The 16,665-nt window shown below is 64.3% G+C and carries 16 protein-coding genes; 12 read left to right on the forward strand and 4 right to left on the reverse strand.

Going from position 1 to position 16,665, the window contains the following annotated elements; all coding sequences use genetic code 11:
* Positions 1–14: 14 nt before the first annotated feature.
* The 4 genes from AC1PLR_RS02745 (at position 15) to AC1PLR_RS02760 (ending at position 4,729) form a co-directional block, all read left to right on the forward strand.
* Positions 15–854: a TSCPD domain-containing protein gene (locus AC1PLR_RS02745; RefSeq protein ID WP_481102582.1), complete on the forward strand. Its 840-nt coding sequence runs from the start codon at positions 15–17 to the stop codon at positions 852–854.
* 38 nt (positions 855–892) lie between these two features.
* Entirely contained in the window at positions 893–2,698 is a 1,806-nt protein-coding gene (locus tag AC1PLR_RS02750) for an ATP-dependent nuclease (protein ID WP_481102583.1), read from the forward strand.
* 352 nt (positions 2,699–3,050) lie between these two features.
* On the forward strand, positions 3,051–3,947 hold the full coding sequence (locus AC1PLR_RS02755; protein ID WP_481102584.1) for a hypothetical protein: 897 nt from the start codon (positions 3,051–3,053) through the stop codon (positions 3,945–3,947).
* 23 nt (positions 3,948–3,970) lie between these two features.
* Positions 3,971–4,729 (forward strand): pyridoxamine 5'-phosphate oxidase family protein, encoded by a 759-nt coding sequence (locus AC1PLR_RS02760; protein ID WP_481102585.1) that lies wholly within the window; start codon positions 3,971–3,973, stop codon positions 4,727–4,729.
* A 276-nt stretch (positions 4,730–5,005) separates the two neighbouring features.
* On the opposite strand, the gene AC1PLR_RS02765 is transcribed toward AC1PLR_RS02760, so the two are convergent.
* Positions 5,006–5,704 carry an SEL1-like repeat protein gene (locus AC1PLR_RS02765; protein ID WP_157836414.1) on the reverse strand — a complete coding sequence of 233 codons (699 nt, stop codon included), beginning with the start codon at positions 5,702–5,704 and terminating at the stop codon, positions 5,006–5,008.
* Between the two features lie 362 nt (positions 5,705–6,066).
* On the opposite strand from AC1PLR_RS02765, the gene AC1PLR_RS02770 reads away from it, so the two are divergent.
* The 4 genes from AC1PLR_RS02770 (at position 6,067) to AC1PLR_RS02785 (ending at position 10,897) form a co-directional block, all read left to right on the forward strand.
* Positions 6,067–7,488, forward strand: a complete 1,422-nt coding sequence (locus AC1PLR_RS02770; RefSeq protein ID WP_481102586.1) for a hypothetical protein — start codon at positions 6,067–6,069, stop codon at positions 7,486–7,488.
* 227 nt (positions 7,489–7,715) lie between these two features.
* Positions 7,716–8,387 (forward strand): DUF4253 domain-containing protein, encoded by a 672-nt coding sequence (locus AC1PLR_RS02775; protein WP_481102587.1) that lies wholly within the window; start codon positions 7,716–7,718, stop codon positions 8,385–8,387.
* Between the two features lie 237 nt (positions 8,388–8,624).
* Positions 8,625–9,287 (forward strand): CPBP family intramembrane glutamic endopeptidase, encoded by a 663-nt coding sequence (locus AC1PLR_RS02780; RefSeq protein WP_481102588.1) that lies wholly within the window; start codon positions 8,625–8,627, stop codon positions 9,285–9,287.
* Positions 9,288–9,658: 371 nt separating this feature from the next.
* Positions 9,659–10,897, forward strand: a complete 1,239-nt coding sequence (locus AC1PLR_RS02785; protein ID WP_481102589.1) for a sensor domain-containing phosphodiesterase — start codon at positions 9,659–9,661, stop codon at positions 10,895–10,897.
* 43 nt (positions 10,898–10,940) lie between these two features.
* On the opposite strand, the gene AC1PLR_RS02790 is transcribed toward AC1PLR_RS02785, so the two are convergent.
* On the reverse strand, positions 10,941–11,645 hold the full coding sequence (locus tag AC1PLR_RS02790) for an SDR family NAD(P)-dependent oxidoreductase (RefSeq protein ID WP_481102590.1): 705 nt from the start codon (positions 11,643–11,645) through the stop codon (positions 10,941–10,943).
* A 156-nt stretch (positions 11,646–11,801) separates the two neighbouring features.
* On the opposite strand from AC1PLR_RS02790, the gene AC1PLR_RS02795 reads away from it, so the two are divergent.
* The 3 genes from AC1PLR_RS02795 (at position 11,802) to AC1PLR_RS02805 (ending at position 14,575) form a co-directional block, all read left to right on the forward strand.
* The gene (locus AC1PLR_RS02795) at positions 11,802–12,722 is read left to right on the forward strand and encodes a LysR family transcriptional regulator (protein WP_481102591.1); all 921 of its coding nucleotides are present in this window, start codon (positions 11,802–11,804) and stop codon (positions 12,720–12,722) included.
* Between the two features lie 100 nt (positions 12,723–12,822).
* On the forward strand, positions 12,823–13,557 hold the full coding sequence (locus AC1PLR_RS02800) for a hypothetical protein (RefSeq protein WP_481102592.1): 735 nt from the start codon (positions 12,823–12,825) through the stop codon (positions 13,555–13,557).
* A gap of 193 nt (positions 13,558–13,750) precedes the next feature.
* Positions 13,751–14,575, forward strand: a complete 825-nt coding sequence (locus tag AC1PLR_RS02805; RefSeq protein ID WP_481102593.1) for a DUF6348 family protein — start codon at positions 13,751–13,753, stop codon at positions 14,573–14,575.
* 45 nt (positions 14,576–14,620) lie between these two features.
* Here AC1PLR_RS02805 and AC1PLR_RS02810 read toward each other — a convergent pair whose 3' ends face one another.
* On the reverse strand, positions 14,621–15,454 hold the full coding sequence (locus tag AC1PLR_RS02810) for a lysophospholipid acyltransferase family protein (RefSeq protein ID WP_481102594.1): 834 nt from the start codon (positions 15,452–15,454) through the stop codon (positions 14,621–14,623).
* A gap of 311 nt (positions 15,455–15,765) precedes the next feature.
* Here AC1PLR_RS02810 and AC1PLR_RS02815 point away from each other — a divergent pair, with 311 nt between their 5' ends.
* A complete protein-coding gene (locus tag AC1PLR_RS02815; RefSeq protein WP_420008813.1) occupies positions 15,766–15,993 on the forward strand; it encodes a hypothetical protein in 228 nt (75 codons plus the stop codon).
* 129 nt (positions 15,994–16,122) lie between these two features.
* Here the strand turns inward: AC1PLR_RS02815 and AC1PLR_RS02820 are convergent, their stop codons facing one another.
* Entirely contained in the window at positions 16,123–16,551 is a 429-nt protein-coding gene (locus AC1PLR_RS02820; protein ID WP_481102595.1) for a hypothetical protein, read from the reverse strand.
* Positions 16,552–16,665: the final 114 nt, after the last annotated feature.

Here is a 16,665-nt window from a genome sequence, read left to right on the forward strand (position 1 = left end):
GGAACGCACGCCTCATGGCCATCAAGATCGACCAGAAAATCAAGGGCTACGCCGTCGTCACCCCCGAGGACAAGGCGCGCGACGCCGCCGCCGCGGTGCCCGCCTCGTCGATCGACCGTGTCACCGCCGAGGCCGAAGCGCCTGCCGACAACATCATCCACATGCACGAGCGCATCGAGCGCCCGGACGTGCTGATCGGCAGCACCTACAAGATCAAATCGCCGTTGGTGGAACACGCCATGTACGTGACCCTCAACGACATCGTGCTCAACGCCGGCACCGAACACGAACTGCGCCGCCCGTTCGAAATCTTCGTCAACTCCAAGTCCATGGAGCACTTCCAGTGGATCGTGGCGCTGACCCGCATCATGTCCGCCGTGTTCCGCAAGGGCGGCGACGTCACCTTCCTGGTCGACGAAATGAAGGCCGTGTTCGACCCCAAGGGCGGCTACTTCAAGGCCGGCGGCGTGTACATGCCGTCGCTGGTCGCCGAACTGGGCAGCATCGTCGAAGAGCACATGAAGTCGATCGGCCTGCTGCACGACCCGGAGATGAGCGACCACCAGCGCGCGCTGATCGCCGAGAAGCGCAAGCAGTACGAAGAACGCTCAAAAAAAAACAGTGAAGTGAGCAAGGCGGTTCCTTCTCCTGCGGGAGAAGGTGCCCGAAGGGCGGATGAGGGTGCGGTTTCCGCCGACTCCACCGCCGACCACGAAGAGGACATCGCCGTCACCGGCGACGGCGCGAGTTTCCCGCCCTCGGCCACGATGTGCCACAAGTGCAATACCAAGGCGCTCGTCATCATGGACGGGTGTGCGACGTGTTTGAATTGTGGGTATTCGAAGTGCGGGTAAGCTGATTCTATGGATTAAATTCTGCTTGGGGGGCGGATATGAAATACTTGAAATTTCAGGTTCAGAACTTCCGGGGAATCAAGTCTCTTGAGATTCGCTTGCCAGAAACGCCAAGGATAATAACTTTGGTGGGGTTGAATGAGAGTGGAAAGACGACAATTCTTGAGGCGCTTAACTATTTTAAGTACAACCCAGAGTCCCTTGAGCCGCTGGAGATAAAGGGCTACGGAATAAAAGACCCAAATACACTTATCCCGATATCGAAGAAGGCCAACTTTAATGGGTCCATAGTTATTGTGGCCAGGGTGAAGTTAGATCAGGCCGATGTTGATGCGGTAAATAAGCATCTTCTCGGGTCTGGTGTTAAGAGTAGTAATTTGGCTCCCCAAGAGTTTGACATCAAGCAAGAGCTTAAGTTTGTCAATTCGGTTTTTTCTACGGCCCATAATACCTGGGGTCTTTTCTTTAGGGTTCGATTAGGTAAGCAGCGTACTTTTTCTTCTGCAAAAGGTCCTATCTGGCAGGCGGCAGTTGATTTCCTTAAGGGCAGACTGCCCTCTTTGATATATTTCCCGACATTTAGTCTGGATTTTCCAGAAAAGATCTATTTGGAAAATGCCCCTGCTGATGTTAAAAAGCATCAGTTTTTTGCGAAAGTCATACAGGATGTTTTGGACTCTCTCGATAACGGCTCTAACTTAGAAAGTCACATTTCAAAGCGTCTTTTGAGTGATAAAGAGTACGACAAAATACCACTTGACGGTACGTTGCTTTCCATTGGAAGGGCGATATCAACTTCAGTTTTTAGTGCGTGGGATAAAGTTTTTAATCGTCCCTCGACGATGAAAAGGGTGAGCGTAATTGGCGGGGTTGATGAAACCCCGGCTGGAAAGGCACCATATTTGCAATTTCGAATAGAGGATTCTGATGGTTTCTTTTTTCTCTCAGAGCGATCTGTAGGATTTAGATGGTTCTTTTCTTTCCTTTTGCTCACCCAGTTTCGAGCATTTCGGTTAAATTCAAATAAAAACTCGATTTTTTTGTTTGATGAACCGGCGTCGAATTTGCATCCGGTCGCGCAGACAAGGCTTTTGGAAAGCCTTCCTATGTTGTTGGATGCGGGTTCAGTGGTTTATACGACGCATAGTCATCATCTAATAAATCCTGACTGGCTGGGTTTTGCGTATGTAATAAAGAATCAAGGCGCAAGCATATCTGGCGATCCAATTGCGGAGTTCGGGGAGACCGACATAACGGCTACGCCTTATTCAAGATTTCTACATGATCATCCCGATCAAAGTTTTTTCTTTAAGCCAGTTCTGGATGTTCTTGAGTACGTGCCCCGATTGTTGGATGACGTGAATCCAGCGATATTACTTGAGGGAAAGTCAGACTTCTATGCGATGCGCATCGCAACCCGTGGTCAAGAAAGAAATGTCAGTTTAATGCCAGGTCTAGGAGCTGGCACACTTGATACTCTCATCCGTCTTTATGCCGGATGGGGTAGGAAGTTTTCAATACTTCTAGATTCTGATGCTGAAGGTAAAGTTCAGCGAAAGCGCTATGTCGATATATTCGGTCCTTTAGTTGAAGGTAGGATATTTACTTACGAAGATATCGATCCTTCAATGAAGAAAATGACAATTGAAGGTCTATTGTCGAAAGAGGATAAATTGAGAATTCAAGAATTATATTTCCCGGGACAGGTTGGCATGGGTAAAAAGAGCTTGCTTGCAGCACTTCAGCAAGCATGTGCAGATTCTTCTGGCTTTGTCTTCTCTAATGAAACAGTTAAAAAGTTCGATGTCATAATTGATCGCCTTGAGTCTGCGGCACGCACGTAATTTTGTATGGCGGCTAGCCCGCTGAGCACGAGGTATGCGAGCAGTTGGTCATTTGAACGCCAACCACCATGCAGAACCGGGTCAGATGCACACTTTTGGTAACGGGGCCAGTGCACTTCAATACGATCAGGATTGATGTCGATAGAGTAAAAGACCGCAGGGGGCGGAAAGATGATTCAAGACCAGGCGAGATGGATCTCAGGAGCCATCCTGCTATTTGTGTTCGCGGGTTTTGTGCTCACGGTTGTGCTTGGCGCGACGGGCCAACAGGCGGGAGCGCGCGCGGGATGCCCTTCCAGCGACGCCGATGGCGCGCGTGAGCGTAGGCATGCACTGGGACAGCGATACCAGCATGCCCATCCCCAAGTGGGAGGCCATTGCAGAGGCTGAGCCAGCGGAAGCGGGGGCAGACGCGTTGCATGTCTACTGGACCTCTGCCGCGCGACAATGGTTGGAGGTCTTGAATCAGCAGCTGGGTGATCACTATGCGGTAACCGAGTCCGCCGACTTCCTGCTGCTGTCGAACCTAGAGGCGCGGCCGGCAACGGTGGTGTTGCAGACCTGCCAGCGCATGCTGGCCAGGATCCGTCGTAACCTGGGCGCGCTGGCGGTCGAGCAGGGCATGGGCAAGCACGTGGTGATCGTGTTCGCCGATGACGACGACTACTACGGCTATGTCTCCAATTACTACCCCGAGGGTGGGGAGTACGCGATGTCCTCGGGGATGTTCATCAGGGCCGGCTATGGGCACTTCGTGGTGCCACTGGCGATCATGGACGCGATGGAGCCTGTGATCGCACACGAGCTGACGCATTGCTTGCTGCAGCACTTGCCGAGCCCGGCATGGTTGAACGAAGGCCTGGCGGTCAACACCGAGCACACCATGTTCCCGCAGCTGGCCATGCCGAGCGCGCAGAAGTACTTCCAGCACGAGATCCCGGCCCGCCATGCAGCGTACTGGAATGCGGACAGCATCCAGACGTTCTGGTCCGGAAAGTCGTTCCTGGCGACCGGCGATGGCAACGCGCTTTCCTACGATCTGGCCAAGAAGATCACGGCACTCGCCGCCGCGGACGAACCCGCGTTTCGTGCGTTCGTCGCTGAAGCAAGCATGGACGACGGTGGCGTGGCCGCTGCGCAGCACCTCGGCTATCCGCTCGAACACCTTGTCCAGGCCGTGCTGGGTGAAGGGGATTGGTCGCCGAAGCCGGAGCGCTGGCGTCGGAACGTTGAGCGTGGGCAATTCTGATCAAACCTCAGGTGCGACAAGCGATGCACCGGTTGAAGTGCCATTTCAAGTTGCGTCTGGAAGGTGGAGGCGGAACTTCTGAATGCGTGCCTCTATTTCCGGTTGTGCGCGGTTTGATGGATCATGGTGCCTTCATGCCGTGCACGCGACAGGGAGAGGACGACGAGATGGACTACCGCATCACGCGTGTCGAAGCACTCGAAGCCCTGTACGGCCAGCCCGTCGAGCGCGCCGTGCGCAAGCAAATCGACCATTTGAACGCCGACTACCAGGCGTTCGTGCACGCATCACCGTTCGTGGTGCTGGCCTCGGCCGGCGACGAGGGCCTGGACTGCTCGCCGCGCGGCGATGCACCCGGATTCGTGCAGGTGCTGGATGCGCGCACGCTGGCGCTGCCGGACCGGCCGGGTAACAACCGCGTCGATACGCTGCGCAATCTGCTGCAGGATCCGCGGCTGTCGCTGTTGTTCCTGATCCCCGGCATCGGCGAAACCTTGCGCGTGAACGGTCGTGCCGAGATCCGCGTCGATCCGGACCTGCTGGCGCGGTTCGCGGTCGGTGAGCGTTTGCCGCGCAGCGTGATCGTGGTGCACATCGAAGCGGCCTATTTCCATTGCGCCAAGGCGATCGTGCGCTCGCAGCTGTGGGATCCGACGCGGCATCTGCCGCGCGATCGCCTGCCGAGCCCCGGCACCATGCACGCGCATCTGGCCGACGGCGCGTTCGACGGCGAAACCTACGACCGGGAATTGCCGCAGCGTACCCGGGACTCTCTGTACTAGCGCGCTGGCGATGCGGATTGGCCTTGCTGAGTTCTAGCTCCGAGAAAGTCTCGATGGAGTCGCCTGGCGACGCCCGCTTGCTGTATGAGCGAAAGCGGCCTTTGCGCTGCTGCGATGGAGTCTCCGCGGGCATCGGGGAATCGCCGCGGCCGATTCGCTAGGGGGCGATCCGACTTCAGTGAAAGGCGATCAACGCGCAAGCTTCCTGGCAGGGCCGATGATCCGGCTGTAATGCACGCGCACAGCGCCAATCAGCGTAGAGTTCCACTGCCACGGCTAGCGCTTGGCAAGTTCGATCTTCAGGCGCGCCTGCGATTTGGCATCTCCCTGTGCAGCGGCTCGCTTGAGGAGCGCGATGGCGGCGCTCCGGTTGCCGTTGCCGCCACGTTCGAGTCGCATCAGCGCGGCGTTGTACGCAGCAACCACGTTTCCCTTGGACGCAGCGAGTTCGAAGCTCTGCTGGGCCTTCTCAGGACACAGGTACATGACGTCCCAGGCAGCACCGGACTGCAATAGCTGCTCGGCGTCCGCGTCCTCCGCCTGTTTCGGCCCAAGTGCCTGCCAACCGGTCACCAGCGGCACGAACAATTCGGCACCAGCGGGGATGAAGTACGGGCCAGACCCTTGTCGTCCGGTGAATGCCTGGCGCGTGGTGCGGCGGGCACCATCCTTGGATATCCACAGGAAGCCGTTCTCTCCCTGGACGGGAAATCCGCCCAGCGCCTTCGACAGGCGCTCGGCCAGCGATGGGATGCCTGGCGCTGGCGAAACACCGGTCCACGAGCCGACCAGTTCGACGCGCTTGTGCTTCTTCTCGCGCGTTGCGCGCACGGTGCCCGCAAGATCCTCGGGAGTCAGGATGCGCCAGTTGCCGTCGTACATGCGCCAGGGACTGGACTGCAGGGCGATGGTGAAATCGTCATCGTGGTCCGGCATGGCCTCGAGGTACTGGGAAAGCGCTTCCCAGGAGGCCACGCACGTTCTCGTTCCCTTGTCCGGTGGGCAGGTGGCGACGCTGACCATGCCCGACAATGGGAGGTGCGTGTCGCAGGCCCAGACATTGGGACTGAGCAGGCAGAGAACAAGGAGGGCGCGTTTCATCTATAGGCGCAAGGCAAAGAGTGCACAAAGCCTGCCTAAGCGGCTGACTCCCTGCAAGCAGGCGCATGTCGTGGTGTGGTGGAATATGTAGACAGCGTATCGCCATGTTTTACATACCCCGATGCAGCGTTGACGCGCATCAGCGCCAAGGTGCAAGCGGGATGCGCGTTGAGGCATGGAATGCGTTGCTAACATAAACGGCAAGAAGAGGCGCTCGTGCGCCCAGGGGAACGAGGATGAAGGCGCAAATGGGGGCGGCCAGCGTGCTCCGCGCGGTGGGGCAGTGCGTGCTGTGGCTGATGGTGGTGGCGACCATCGCGCCCGTGGCAGCCAAAGAGAAACGGTTGGATGAAACGCGTCTGCACGCCATCGGCCGGCAGATTGCGTTGGCGGAAGACGCGGCGACCGAGGACTATCTGCATGGCGATCCGGAACGCGCTGCGGCCCGCCTGCGCGGTGCGGTGGACGAAACGGATTGGTTGGCATTGTTCGCGTTGGCGAACAAAGTCTGGCGTCTTGATCCGGCGTACTCCTTTCAATGGCATCAGCGTGCTTATGCGTTGAGCGATGGCAATCCGTACGCGCTGCTGGAACTGGCGCTTGAATACACGCGGCACGAGCAATGCGCCGAAGCGGCCGATGCCTGGCAGAAGGTCGACCAAGCCGGCTTGCTGGAAAGGCATTTGCCGATGCTGGCAGGCTACTGCTACCTGCAACTTGGCCAGGATCAGCGCGCCTTTGCGATGTTCGAGCGATCCCGCTCGCGCCACGGGGATCTGGAGCATCTGTTGCAGGAAGTCTGGGGACAACCCGAGGTGCTGCGGGCGCATGCCGAACGTCTGAAAGCCTTCAAAGGGACTGGCGACGCGCGGGAGTTGGATGCCGCCCTGGTCAATGCCATCCGCTTCAAGACGGGAGCCGATCGTGGCCGAGCCCTGCGGGTCATCGCCGACGCCGCGGCGCATGTGCCGCGTAGCGATCTTGCCGGGCCGATGTCCTGCTTGCGCCCCGTGTTCGAAGCCGAGGCCGCAGTTGCCGGCGGCAACGGTGCGGAAGCCGATGGGGAGCGTCTGCGTGACCTCTGGAAGGCGCAGATGGCGAGCTGCAAGCTGTCTGTCGCGGCCGATCCGCTTCCGGACAGCTCGGCGTTGTTCGAGTTTCTGCTCGTCAACGCGCTCAACCTGTCGATCGTCTCGAGACAGGACGTGTTGGCGGCGCACCGCGATGCCCTGGAGGCGCGGATTCGCTCCGTCGCTGGCGATCTCACGGCATTGAATGTGCTCGCCTCCTTGCAGGAAAGCCTCAAGGATCCCGGGCTCAAGGACACCGACATGCTTGGCTGGGACCGTTATGGCCAGGCGGACTTCGCAATCAGCCGCATTCACGGCGAGGTCGTCCAGGGGGTTCTTTCCGACGAGGGGAAGGCATTGCTGGTGCGCGCATATGCGCAGTTTCCACACGATCCCAAGATCCTGCAGGCCTGGCTCGAATTCGGAACGCCGGATCGCGAGACCGCGCGCCAGGGCTGGCGCGAACTGATCTTGCTGCAGTTCCATGCCCCGACGCTGGAGACCGACCCGATACATGTCAGTCCGCTCGCCAGGACGCTCTACGTGGCGATCAACAAGTATCGGCAGTCTTCCGGACAAGGGGACTAGCGGGCCAGGTACCGGACGAGGATGCGGTTTGCCGCCTCTGTAAGTGGTGTGGGGTTCAGCGCGATGGGCGGTGATCTGTACGATGCGGCGTGCCAGTGCCATCCCCTCTCTGTTTCCTGGTTGCGGCTGCGGCGTTCCTCTGCTGTCAGCCGACGCCTGTACCCGACGCGCCAGTGGTAGCGGACGTGCGATCGGCAGGGTGGCGAAGCGGTGCGCCAGAAGCGATCATGCTCCGCGATACGCTTTGCAGGGGATCGATGATGTGGCGTCGCTGGATGATGTTGCTGGGCCTGTGGCTCTGCTCCGGCTGCGTGCGCGAGGTGGCGCTCACGCACGAGGAGCAGGCGCTTGCGCAGGCGGCGAAGGTGCCGCTTGCGATCGCGGCGCTGGCGCGAGGGGAGGGAACGTCCATCGCGCGCTGGGTGGGGCAGACCGACACGTATGCGCCGCGTCCGGCCGAGGGCATCGTGGTCACCACGGCCCCGCGGCAGGGGCGTGCGGTCATGGAGCGCCTACGCACGCGCCTGCGGGGATCTGGCTACCAGGCGTACCTGCGTGACCAGCACTTCGGTTATGGTCCCGATCAGGTGGTGGTGACGCGCGCGGACGACGCGGCGTATCTGGCGGTGGTTCGTCCCGATGCGGTCAATTACGACATGGACCACGAGGCGGTGATGGTCCGCTATCGTGCATGGGATGCGCGCTACGGTTTGGTGCTGGTCGGTGCGGGCGAGGATTGGCTGGAGGTCGAACTCCGTTCGCCACCGCCGGACTGGGACGCCTTCGCGCGGGAGGTCTACGCGTTCTGCCCGGACACAGTGGACCAGGGCGTGGAGAGCGTGGAGGCTCTGGCGGCGCAGATGCGTCAGTCGCGCAGCGTCTTTCTGTGGTGGGACTGACGACCGGCTTGCGTAGCCGCTGCGATGTGATCGACAGGGCAGCGCGGTAGTGCGCTCGCTACAGCTTCGTCGCCGCCAGAGAATCACTGTGGGGCGCAGTGAGGGGGCATGCCGGCAGGGTACGACGCCACGCGTGCGCCCCGATCCCGACTTCATGCAGGTGGCCCAGCAGGCCTGTGTCCAGGCGGTTCGCCGCACAGGTCGGCTAACCGGAATCGACGCACGACAAGGACATCGATGAAACAGCGTGACGCGTCTTCTTTCAGTTGGGGTGAACTGCTGCTGGTCACGGCAGTCGCGTTCGGGTTGCCGATCTACTGGAGCGCGCTGGCGGTGCTGGCCCCGGTGGTGGAGCCGTCGTTTTCCGACGCGAACCTGTGGGGCATGGTGTTCTACGAGCTGCTGGTACTGGCGTTGTTGCTGCCGACGCTGTGGTTCCGCGGCTGGACGCTGCAGGCGCTGGGGTTGCAGTGGCAGGCGCGCGACATCGGCGTTGGCCTGGCGCTGTTGGCCGCCTGCGTAGTGGCGACCTATCCGTTGAACCTGTTGAACGACAGCGTGGCGGCGGAGGTGAATCCGTCGATGGACGCGATGGTGGCCGGGCCGCTGTCGGCCGGCGTGGTGGTGCTGGTCTCGCTGCTCAATCCGATCTTCGAGGAAGTGTTCGTCTGCGCCTACGTGATCCGCGCGCTGGAGCGGCGGCACAGCCAGGCGTTCGCGGTGAACGTGAGCGTGGCGATCCGCGCGTCGTACCACCTCTATCAGGGGCCGGTCGGCACCATCGCCATCGTGGTGATAGGGCTGATCCTGGGCTGGTGGGTGGCGCGCACCGGGCGGCTGTGGCCGGCGATCGTGGCGCATGCCGCGCTGGACCTGATGGGGTTGATGGCCTACGCCTGACGGGCAGGGCACACGCCGGCAGCCGGGCATGCGTCAGCGTGGCGTGGAGCGACTATCGCGCGGTGCCGCCTGCTCGGAGCCGACGAAAGGCGGTCGACCATGCCTGCCTGCGGCAGTGCCATTCGGCCGGTCGCTGAATACGCGGCGGCGACTCGACGAAACGGTCGGTGGCGTAGACAGCTACCTTCCTGAACAGACCGGCGCTTTCGCTGCTGTACGTCACGCTTTACAGTCGAACGACAAGGACGTGTCGCCCGCTGGACAACGGGGGGAAGTCCGGGGTTCCCCGCTGCTCGATCACCTCGCCTACGGCGCAGCGCCGTGCGCGGCGCGCGCAGCGCGGGCCGCAACGCTTTCAGGGGAGAAGCGGGATGGCGTCGACCGAGGATCTTTCAGCACCGCATCCGTTATTCGAGCTGCTGTCGGGCGAGATCAGCGACCGCGAACTGCGCCGCTGCCTGCGCGTGGTGCGTCGGCATCTGGGCATGGACGTGGCGTTCCTGTCGCGCTTCCGCAAGACCGACCGCGTGCTCGATCACGTGGACGGGCCGCCCGATGGGCCGATCCACGAGGGCCAGATCCTGCCGTTCGCCGATGGCTACTGCATGGGCGTGGCACGGGGCGAGTTGCCGCAGCTCATCCCCGACACCTCGCTGCTGCCGGCGGCGCAGTGCATTCCGGCGACGCGGGAGATTCCGATCGGCGCGCACATGAGCGTGCCGATCCAGGTGGGAGGGCGGATCTACGGCACGCTGTGCTGTTTCAGTTTCCTGCCCAGGCCCGACCTGGGCGAGCGCGACATCGGCATGCTGCGTGCGTTCGCCGAGATCTTCGCGCTGCGCCTGCACGAGGTGGAGGCGCACAAGCTGGAACGGCAGGCGATGATCGACGAGATCGACGGCGCGCTGGCGGCGGGCGCGCCGCGCATCGTGTTCCAGCCGGTGTTCGCGCTGCAGGGGCTGCGCCTGCATGGATTCGAGTGCCTGTCGCGTTTCGACGTCGTGCCGCAGCGTGGGCCTGCGCAGTGGTTCCAGCAGGCCGAACTGGCCGGTGTCGGCATTCGCCTGGAGTTGCACGTGCTGGCCAAGGCGCTGGCGTATCTGCGGCGCTTCCCGCCGCAGTACCGGCTCAGCATGAACATGTCGCCGGAACTGATCATGTCCGCGTCCCTGGCGGGGCTGCTCGGCGACGACACCGAGGTGACGCGCCTGACCCTGGAGATCACCGAGCACGCCATCGTGCGCAACTACCAGACGCTGGCGCAGGCGCTGGCACCGCTGCGCGAGCGCGGCGCGCAGGTGGCGGTGGACGATGCCGGCGCCGGCTACGCCAGCATGCGCCACATCCTGCAGTTGCAGCCGGACGTCATCAAGCTCGACATGAGCATCACCCAGTGCATCCATTCCGACCGCAGCCGCCGCGCGCTGGCCAAGGGGCTGACCAACTTCGCCCACGAGATCCGCACCCAGGTGGTGGCCGAAGGCGTGGAGACAGCGCAGGAACTGGAGGCCCTGCGCGAACTGCAGGTGGATTTCGTCCAGGGCTATTTCCTGTCGCGGCCGCTGCACGAGGATGCGGCGCTGGCACTTGCGTTGAAGGAGATCGGCTAGTGGGGCTTTAGCGTCGCGCGGGCCGCTGCAGCACGCGTGGCGTCTACCACGGCACCACGCGGCCCAGGTAATCCAGGTAATGCAAGCCGCGGCCGTGCGCGGTGTCGATGGTGTCGAGCAGGGGCGGGATGCTGTCGTCGATGGACAGGCGCGCGTCCGGCCCGCCCATGTCGGTGCGGACCCAGCCGGGGGCCATCAGCAGCAAGGTGTGCGCGCTGTCGCGGTGGCGGGCGGCGAAGCTGCGCATCAGCATGTTCAGCGCCGCCTTGCTGCTGCGGTAGATCTCGTACTGGCCGTTCGTGTTGTTGGCGATGCTGCCTTGCCCGGACGACATCACGCCGATGGTGCCGGTCTCGCGGACCAGGTCGCGCAAGGTTTCGATGGCGCGCATCGGGCTCAGTGCATTGGTGACCATGACCCGGACGAATTCGTCGGTGGCGACATCTGCGACGGTCTCGCGGTCGTCGTTCTTGACGCCGGCGTTGACGAACAGCAGATCCAGGACCTCGCTGTGCAGGCGCGCGCGCAGCGCGACAAGCTGCGCTGGATCGGTGATGTCGACGCGTTCGATACGCAGTGCCTGTGGATGGGCGGTAACCAGATGGTGCAGCGCCGCGCTGGGCGCGCCGGCGCGCTCGGTGGCGATGACGCGCCAGCCGCGTCTCAGGTAGCCTTCGGCCATCGCCAGGCCCAGGCCGCGCGAGGCGCCGATCAGCAGGACGGTTTTGGGTGCAGGGGTGTCGGTCATGGTGGGTCTCCGCGTGGCCGGTGCGGCCTCGGCATGCGAGGTCCACCGGCGGTCTGCGCACTCTAGGCGCGCGTGCCGCCCGGCGGAACGCGCGTCGCATGCATTGAGGCCTTGCATGCGACGCCTGTGTCCATTCGCCATTGTCGGGAAACGCGTATGCCGGAACCGGATCTGAATCTGTTGATCGCCCTCGACGCCTTGCTGGCCGAGTGCAGCGTGGCCGGCGCCGCGCGGCGGCTGGGGCTGAGCGCGTCGGCGATGAGCCGGACGTTGACCCGGCTGCGCGAGGCGACCGGCGATGCGCTGCTGGTCCGCGCCGGCGGCGCGATGGTAGCGACACCGCATGCGCTTGAACTGCGCGCGCGTGCCCGCGACGCGGTGGAGGCCGCGCGCGCCGTGCTGCGCCCGGCAACGGCCGAGCTGGATCCGGCGGGCCTGCAGCGCACCTTTACCGTGCGCGCCAACGACGCCTTCGTGGAGGCGTTCGCGGCGATGCTGGTGGCCGCAGTGGCGGCGTCGGCGCCGCAGGTGCGCCTGCAGTTCGTGGCCAAGGCGCAGAAGATCGCGGCGCCGCTGCGCGAGGGCCTGGCCGATCTGGAAATCGGGGTGCTGAGCGAGATGGGGCCGGAACTGCGCGTGCAGGGTCTGTTTCGCGATCGTTTCGTCGGCGCGGTGCGCAGCGCTCATCCGCTGGCGCGCGATGGGGAAGTGAGCGTGCAGCGCTATGTGGCGTTCGGCCACGTTGTGGCTTCGCGGCGCGGGCGGGCGCACGGGCCGGTGGACGCGGCGCTGCAGCAGTTGGGCCTGGTGCGTCATGTCGCGACCGTGGTGCCCAGTTTTTCCGCGGCGCTGGCGGTGGCGCGCGCGTCGGACCTGATCGCACTGGTGCCGGCCTCGTTCATGGCGGCGCAGCCCGACATGCTGCGCGAGCCCGCTTGCACGTTCGCGCTGCCGGTGGTCACCGAGCCCGTCACCGTATCGATGCTGTGGCATCCGCGCCTGGAGCACGACGCGGCGCATCGGTGGCTCCGCGGCCTGTTTCTGTCCGAGTTCCGCGCGCGCATGTCGTTGCGCTGAGTCGCGCAGGCCGTCGCTGCGGGGATGCGACATCGGCACTGGTCCGCCGCTGCGGCGATGGCGCACACTTGCCGGCTCTGATCGAAGACAGGAACAGGCGATGGCACGGCGATACGGATGGAGCGCGATGCTGCTGGGGCTGGTGGCGTTCGCCGCGGCTGCGGCCGGCCCGACCCCCGGCGAATACAGCACCAAGGAAGGCTGGGGCAGCATGCGGGTCACCGAGAAGGGTGGGGCGCGCCAGTTCGACCTGTTGTCGGTCGGCGCCAACGGCCACACCTGCTCGCTGTCGGGCACGCTGCAGGGCGACAAGGCGGAGGTGAACGACGCTGGCGACGTGCCGTGCAAGCTCGCCTTCAAGCCGGTGCCGGGTGGGTTCAACGTGGCCGCGCTGACCGAGGAAAGCTGCCGCGACTACTGCGGCATGCGCGCCAGTTTCGAGGGCGATTACCTGCAACTGCCGGCCGGCTGTACTGCCGCGGCCAGCAGCCGGCGGCGCGAGGCGTATCTGCAGGACTATCGCGGCAAGCGCTACGACAAGGCCCTTGCCGGCATGCAGGCGTTCGCAGGCGAGTGCGGCGGCTTCCTCAACTGGCTCGATCGTGACCGCTTCGCCAACGACCGCGCCATCACCCTGCTGCGCCTGGGCCGGCCGCAGGAGTGCCTGGCGGCGCTGGACGGGACCATGGCCGGCCGCAGCCACGACGAGGCCTCGTTCCAGGCCGAGCTGGAAAAGCAGAGCACCATGCTGCCGCCCAGCGACTGGGATGCCTACCTGCCCATCGCCAAGTCCACCTGGTTCAACCGCAAGCTGTGCGAGGCGGCCAGGCACTGACGGAGGCGCCGTGGGTGCGGCGCGCCGATGGCCGCTGCGCCCGTGCCGCCAGCCACTGGCAGACGCGGTGCCCTGGCGCCGCCATGCGCTCCGCTGGTCGCCGTGACGCACGTAGCGTCGGCGGTTGCCGTGGCCGCGGGCGACTGCGCATACTTCCGGCGACCGATGGCGGGTTGGACGCCCTGGAGCAAGGATGATCGATCGACTGCGACGCCTGTTGTCCCGCACCTCGCCACGCGAGGCCGATGCCGCTGGGTCGGAGCCGGCGCCCGACGTGCAACCGGGCCGCGCACTGCAACAGCTGTTGCTGCAGGTGCTGCAGCGCGAGGGGCATGCGGCGAGCTTGCACGATCAGGTCGTCGTGCTCGGCAACGGGCTGCAACTGCGCACCGAACTGGTGGACCTGGCCGAACTGCGCAGCGGCGTGCGCACGGCCAGTTGCATTCGCGTGCATCATGCCAGCCTGTTCGCGGACGGGATCGTCGAGTTCCAGCATTCCATCGGCGAGGACACCGAGGCGAGCCTGGCCTCGGGCTTCACCACCTGGGCGCGCACCGATCTGGTGGCGCTGTCGGAGGCGGTGGCGGCGCCGGCCGAGGCCCGCTGCATGACGTTGCAGATGGAGTTCCCCGCCTCGGCCACGACCGAGGCCGCGGTGCGGCGCACGGTGGTGCTGGGGCCGGTGGCGCACATGAACGGTGACGCGGCCCGGGCCGCGGCGGGCGACGACACGGAACACGCGTTCTGCCCGTGCTGTCTGTTCACCAACAGCCTGGATGCCTTGATGCCGTTGCTGCAGCGGGATCAGCGCATGCTCGGTATCCGCCTGTTCGCCTCGCGCGACGCCGACGGCGAGGTCGCGGCCGACTGTCGGGTCAACGGCGAGGACTTTCCGGACGGCGTGGCCTGCCTGCGCCGTTATGCCGAGACCTGGCCGGCGCTGGGCGCCTTGGAATTCCGCAAGCAGTACGCGGTGGTGCGGCTGCCGGAGCCGGTGGTGCCGGATACCGCGGACTGACGCGCAGTCGGGCATCGCCCGCGCACGCCAGCAAGGCACGCCATCCTAGGCCGCGGCGGCATTCGTCGACGCAGCCGGCAGCGCCGAGGCCACGATGCCATGCAGTTGCGCGGCCAACGCCTTGCGGTCGCTGCCCGGCGCCACCGCGATCGGCGCGTGGAAGGTCACCCTGACCACCGCACCGGACAGGCGCAGGAAGTGCGCGACGTGCGCACCGGCTTGCATCTCGCCGTAGAAGGCATAGGCATCGCGATCGCCGCCCTGCGCCAGCGGCTGCCCATCGACGCTGCGCACCTCCAGCGTGAACGGCTGCAGCGTCCAGCGCCGCGCGTCGGAGTCGGCACCGAGGAACAGAGAGAACAGGCTGGACTTGAACGGCGCCACGCGCTCGCCGGAGGAGGTGGTGCCTTCGGCGAACAGCACCACGTCGTGATCCGGGCGCAGTTGTGCTGCCACGGCGGCCGCCACCGCCGCAGCATCCTGACGACGCCGGCTGATGAACACGGTCTGCGCCAGCGCGCCGATGTGGCGCATGCCCGGCCAGCGTTCCATGTCGTTCTTGGCGATGAAGCGCGCGCGCAGCAGGCTGCCCAGCACCACGATGTCGAAGTGGGAGATGTGGTTGCCGACGAACAGCGTGCCGCCCGCGTCGCGCGGCGTGCCCACCACCTCGACGCGAATGCCCAACGCGCGCCGCAGGCAGCCGAACCACAGCCGCGGCAGCACGAATGCGGCGCGGCCGCGGGTGAAGCGCATCAGCAGCCACTGTGGCGGGATCAGCAGCAGGCTGGCGAATACGCAGATGGCGACACGGCCAATGGTGCGCAGGCGGCCGACGAGTGTGCCTGCGGCAGGGCGGGGCGAAGCGGCAGCGGGCATGAGCGAGGGCAATGAGGAGACGGTCGGCGCGCACGACGGCGCGCACGCGGCGATGTTAGCCGAGGCATGCCTTCTTCGGCAGCGCTGCAGGCGGCCGTCTCTTCAAGTTTCCGTGGAGGCGCTCCCGTTGCGCGCCGCCGAAGCGGTCCCGCTGCAGATGCGCTGGGTCTGGGTCGAACGGTCGCATCGTGGCGGCACGAAGATCAGGCGTATGCCGATTGGTCCCGGTCACGGTACGCATAACCATGGCATCGCACGCCGGTATTGCGCTGGCGCGCGCAGATCCATCACCAACCTCAGGAGTCCATGCCATGTCGTATCCCGTCTGGAAGAAGATCCGTGCCGAACGTCTCAACGATCCAACCAACTGGGCGCGGACGTACACCCGCTACCTGCATAGCCATGCGGAGGAAACCCAATTCAAAGTCGACATCGTCACCGCGGCCGCGACGGAGACCGGGGATAACAACCCACAGCACTACAGGCTGTCCTACGGCCCCAGCTCCAATGCGCAACCCGCCGACGCGCGTGCGATCTGACACGCGCTGCTTCAGTCGCGGCGAGGCTTACCGACAGTGCCTGTCGTGGCTCGGCCACGCCGCGTCGCGGCAAGGCGCGCGGCGCGACGTGACCTGACGCAGCGTACGGGACGGGTGCAGCCTGCAGCATCAATGCGTGCCATCGGCATGCTTGCAATCCGCAGTCTGCGAGGTGGCAAACGATGTAAGGGTCCACGCATCTGCGGGTCGCGCCTCGACGCCGTAGATCCACGACTGCCTCACGCCGCCGATGCAACTGGCGATGGCGATGCTGTCGCCTGGCACGCCCTGGTCGGGTAGCGGCAGCGGTTCGGGTGCACGGGTCTGCACGCCGTGCAGTGTCCTCGCGTAGGTCAGGACGATGGGGCCGAGCCGGTCGAGATTGCCCATGCTCATCACGTCTCCGCGCGTTTTTTGCTTCGCCAGCCAATCGCGCACCTGCCGCCATTCGGGCGTGCCCGCGGCGTAGGTGTTGGTACTGGACACGCGCAGGCTGTCCGGCACGTCCGGCGCCGCGTGCGTCGCCAGGGGCAGCAGGGCGAGCAGCAGCGGGCCCATGACCCATCCGGTGCGCCGAGCGCGTCGTTGACTGGTCCCGACAGCACCACCGTTGCGCCTGTGCATCCGCCCGCTCCCTGCTGGTTGCCGAAGCCGCGACGATAGCACCATCGG

This window comes from Xanthomonas sp. NCPPB 3570, from assembly GCF_056725115.1.

Coding starts and splice junctions, on each gene's coding strand:
- AC1PLR_RS02820 (WP_481102595.1), bottom strand. CDS start 16,551: ATGGGCCCGCTGCTGCTCGCCCTGCTGCCCCTGGCGACGCACGCGGCG.
- AC1PLR_RS02800 (WP_481102592.1), top strand. CDS start 12,823: ATGGCACGGCGATACGGATGGAGCGCGATGCTGCTGGGGCTGGTGGCG.
- AC1PLR_RS02810 (WP_481102594.1), bottom strand. CDS start 15,454: ATGCCCGCTGCCGCTTCGCCCCGCCCTGCCGCAGGCACACTCGTCGGC.
- AC1PLR_RS02755 (WP_481102584.1), top strand. CDS start 3,051: ATGCCCATCCCCAAGTGGGAGGCCATTGCAGAGGCTGAGCCAGCGGAA.
- AC1PLR_RS02805 (WP_481102593.1), top strand. CDS start 13,751: ATGATCGATCGACTGCGACGCCTGTTGTCCCGCACCTCGCCACGCGAG.
- AC1PLR_RS02785 (WP_481102589.1), top strand. CDS start 9,659: ATGGCGTCGACCGAGGATCTTTCAGCACCGCATCCGTTATTCGAGCTG.
- AC1PLR_RS02775 (WP_481102587.1), top strand. CDS start 7,716: ATGCTCCGCGATACGCTTTGCAGGGGATCGATGATGTGGCGTCGCTGG.
- AC1PLR_RS02795 (WP_481102591.1), top strand. CDS start 11,802: ATGCCGGAACCGGATCTGAATCTGTTGATCGCCCTCGACGCCTTGCTG.
- AC1PLR_RS02770 (WP_481102586.1), top strand. CDS start 6,067: ATGAAGGCGCAAATGGGGGCGGCCAGCGTGCTCCGCGCGGTGGGGCAG.
- AC1PLR_RS02815 (WP_420008813.1), top strand. CDS start 15,766: ATGTCGTATCCCGTCTGGAAGAAGATCCGTGCCGAACGTCTCAACGAT.
- AC1PLR_RS02780 (WP_481102588.1), top strand. CDS start 8,625: ATGAAACAGCGTGACGCGTCTTCTTTCAGTTGGGGTGAACTGCTGCTG.
- AC1PLR_RS02760 (WP_481102585.1), top strand. CDS start 3,971: ATGCACCGGTTGAAGTGCCATTTCAAGTTGCGTCTGGAAGGTGGAGGC.
- AC1PLR_RS02745 (WP_481102582.1), top strand. CDS start 15: ATGGCCATCAAGATCGACCAGAAAATCAAGGGCTACGCCGTCGTCACC.
- AC1PLR_RS02790 (WP_481102590.1), bottom strand. CDS start 11,645: ATGACCGACACCCCTGCACCCAAAACCGTCCTGCTGATCGGCGCCTCG.
- AC1PLR_RS02750 (WP_481102583.1), top strand. CDS start 893: ATGAAATACTTGAAATTTCAGGTTCAGAACTTCCGGGGAATCAAGTCT.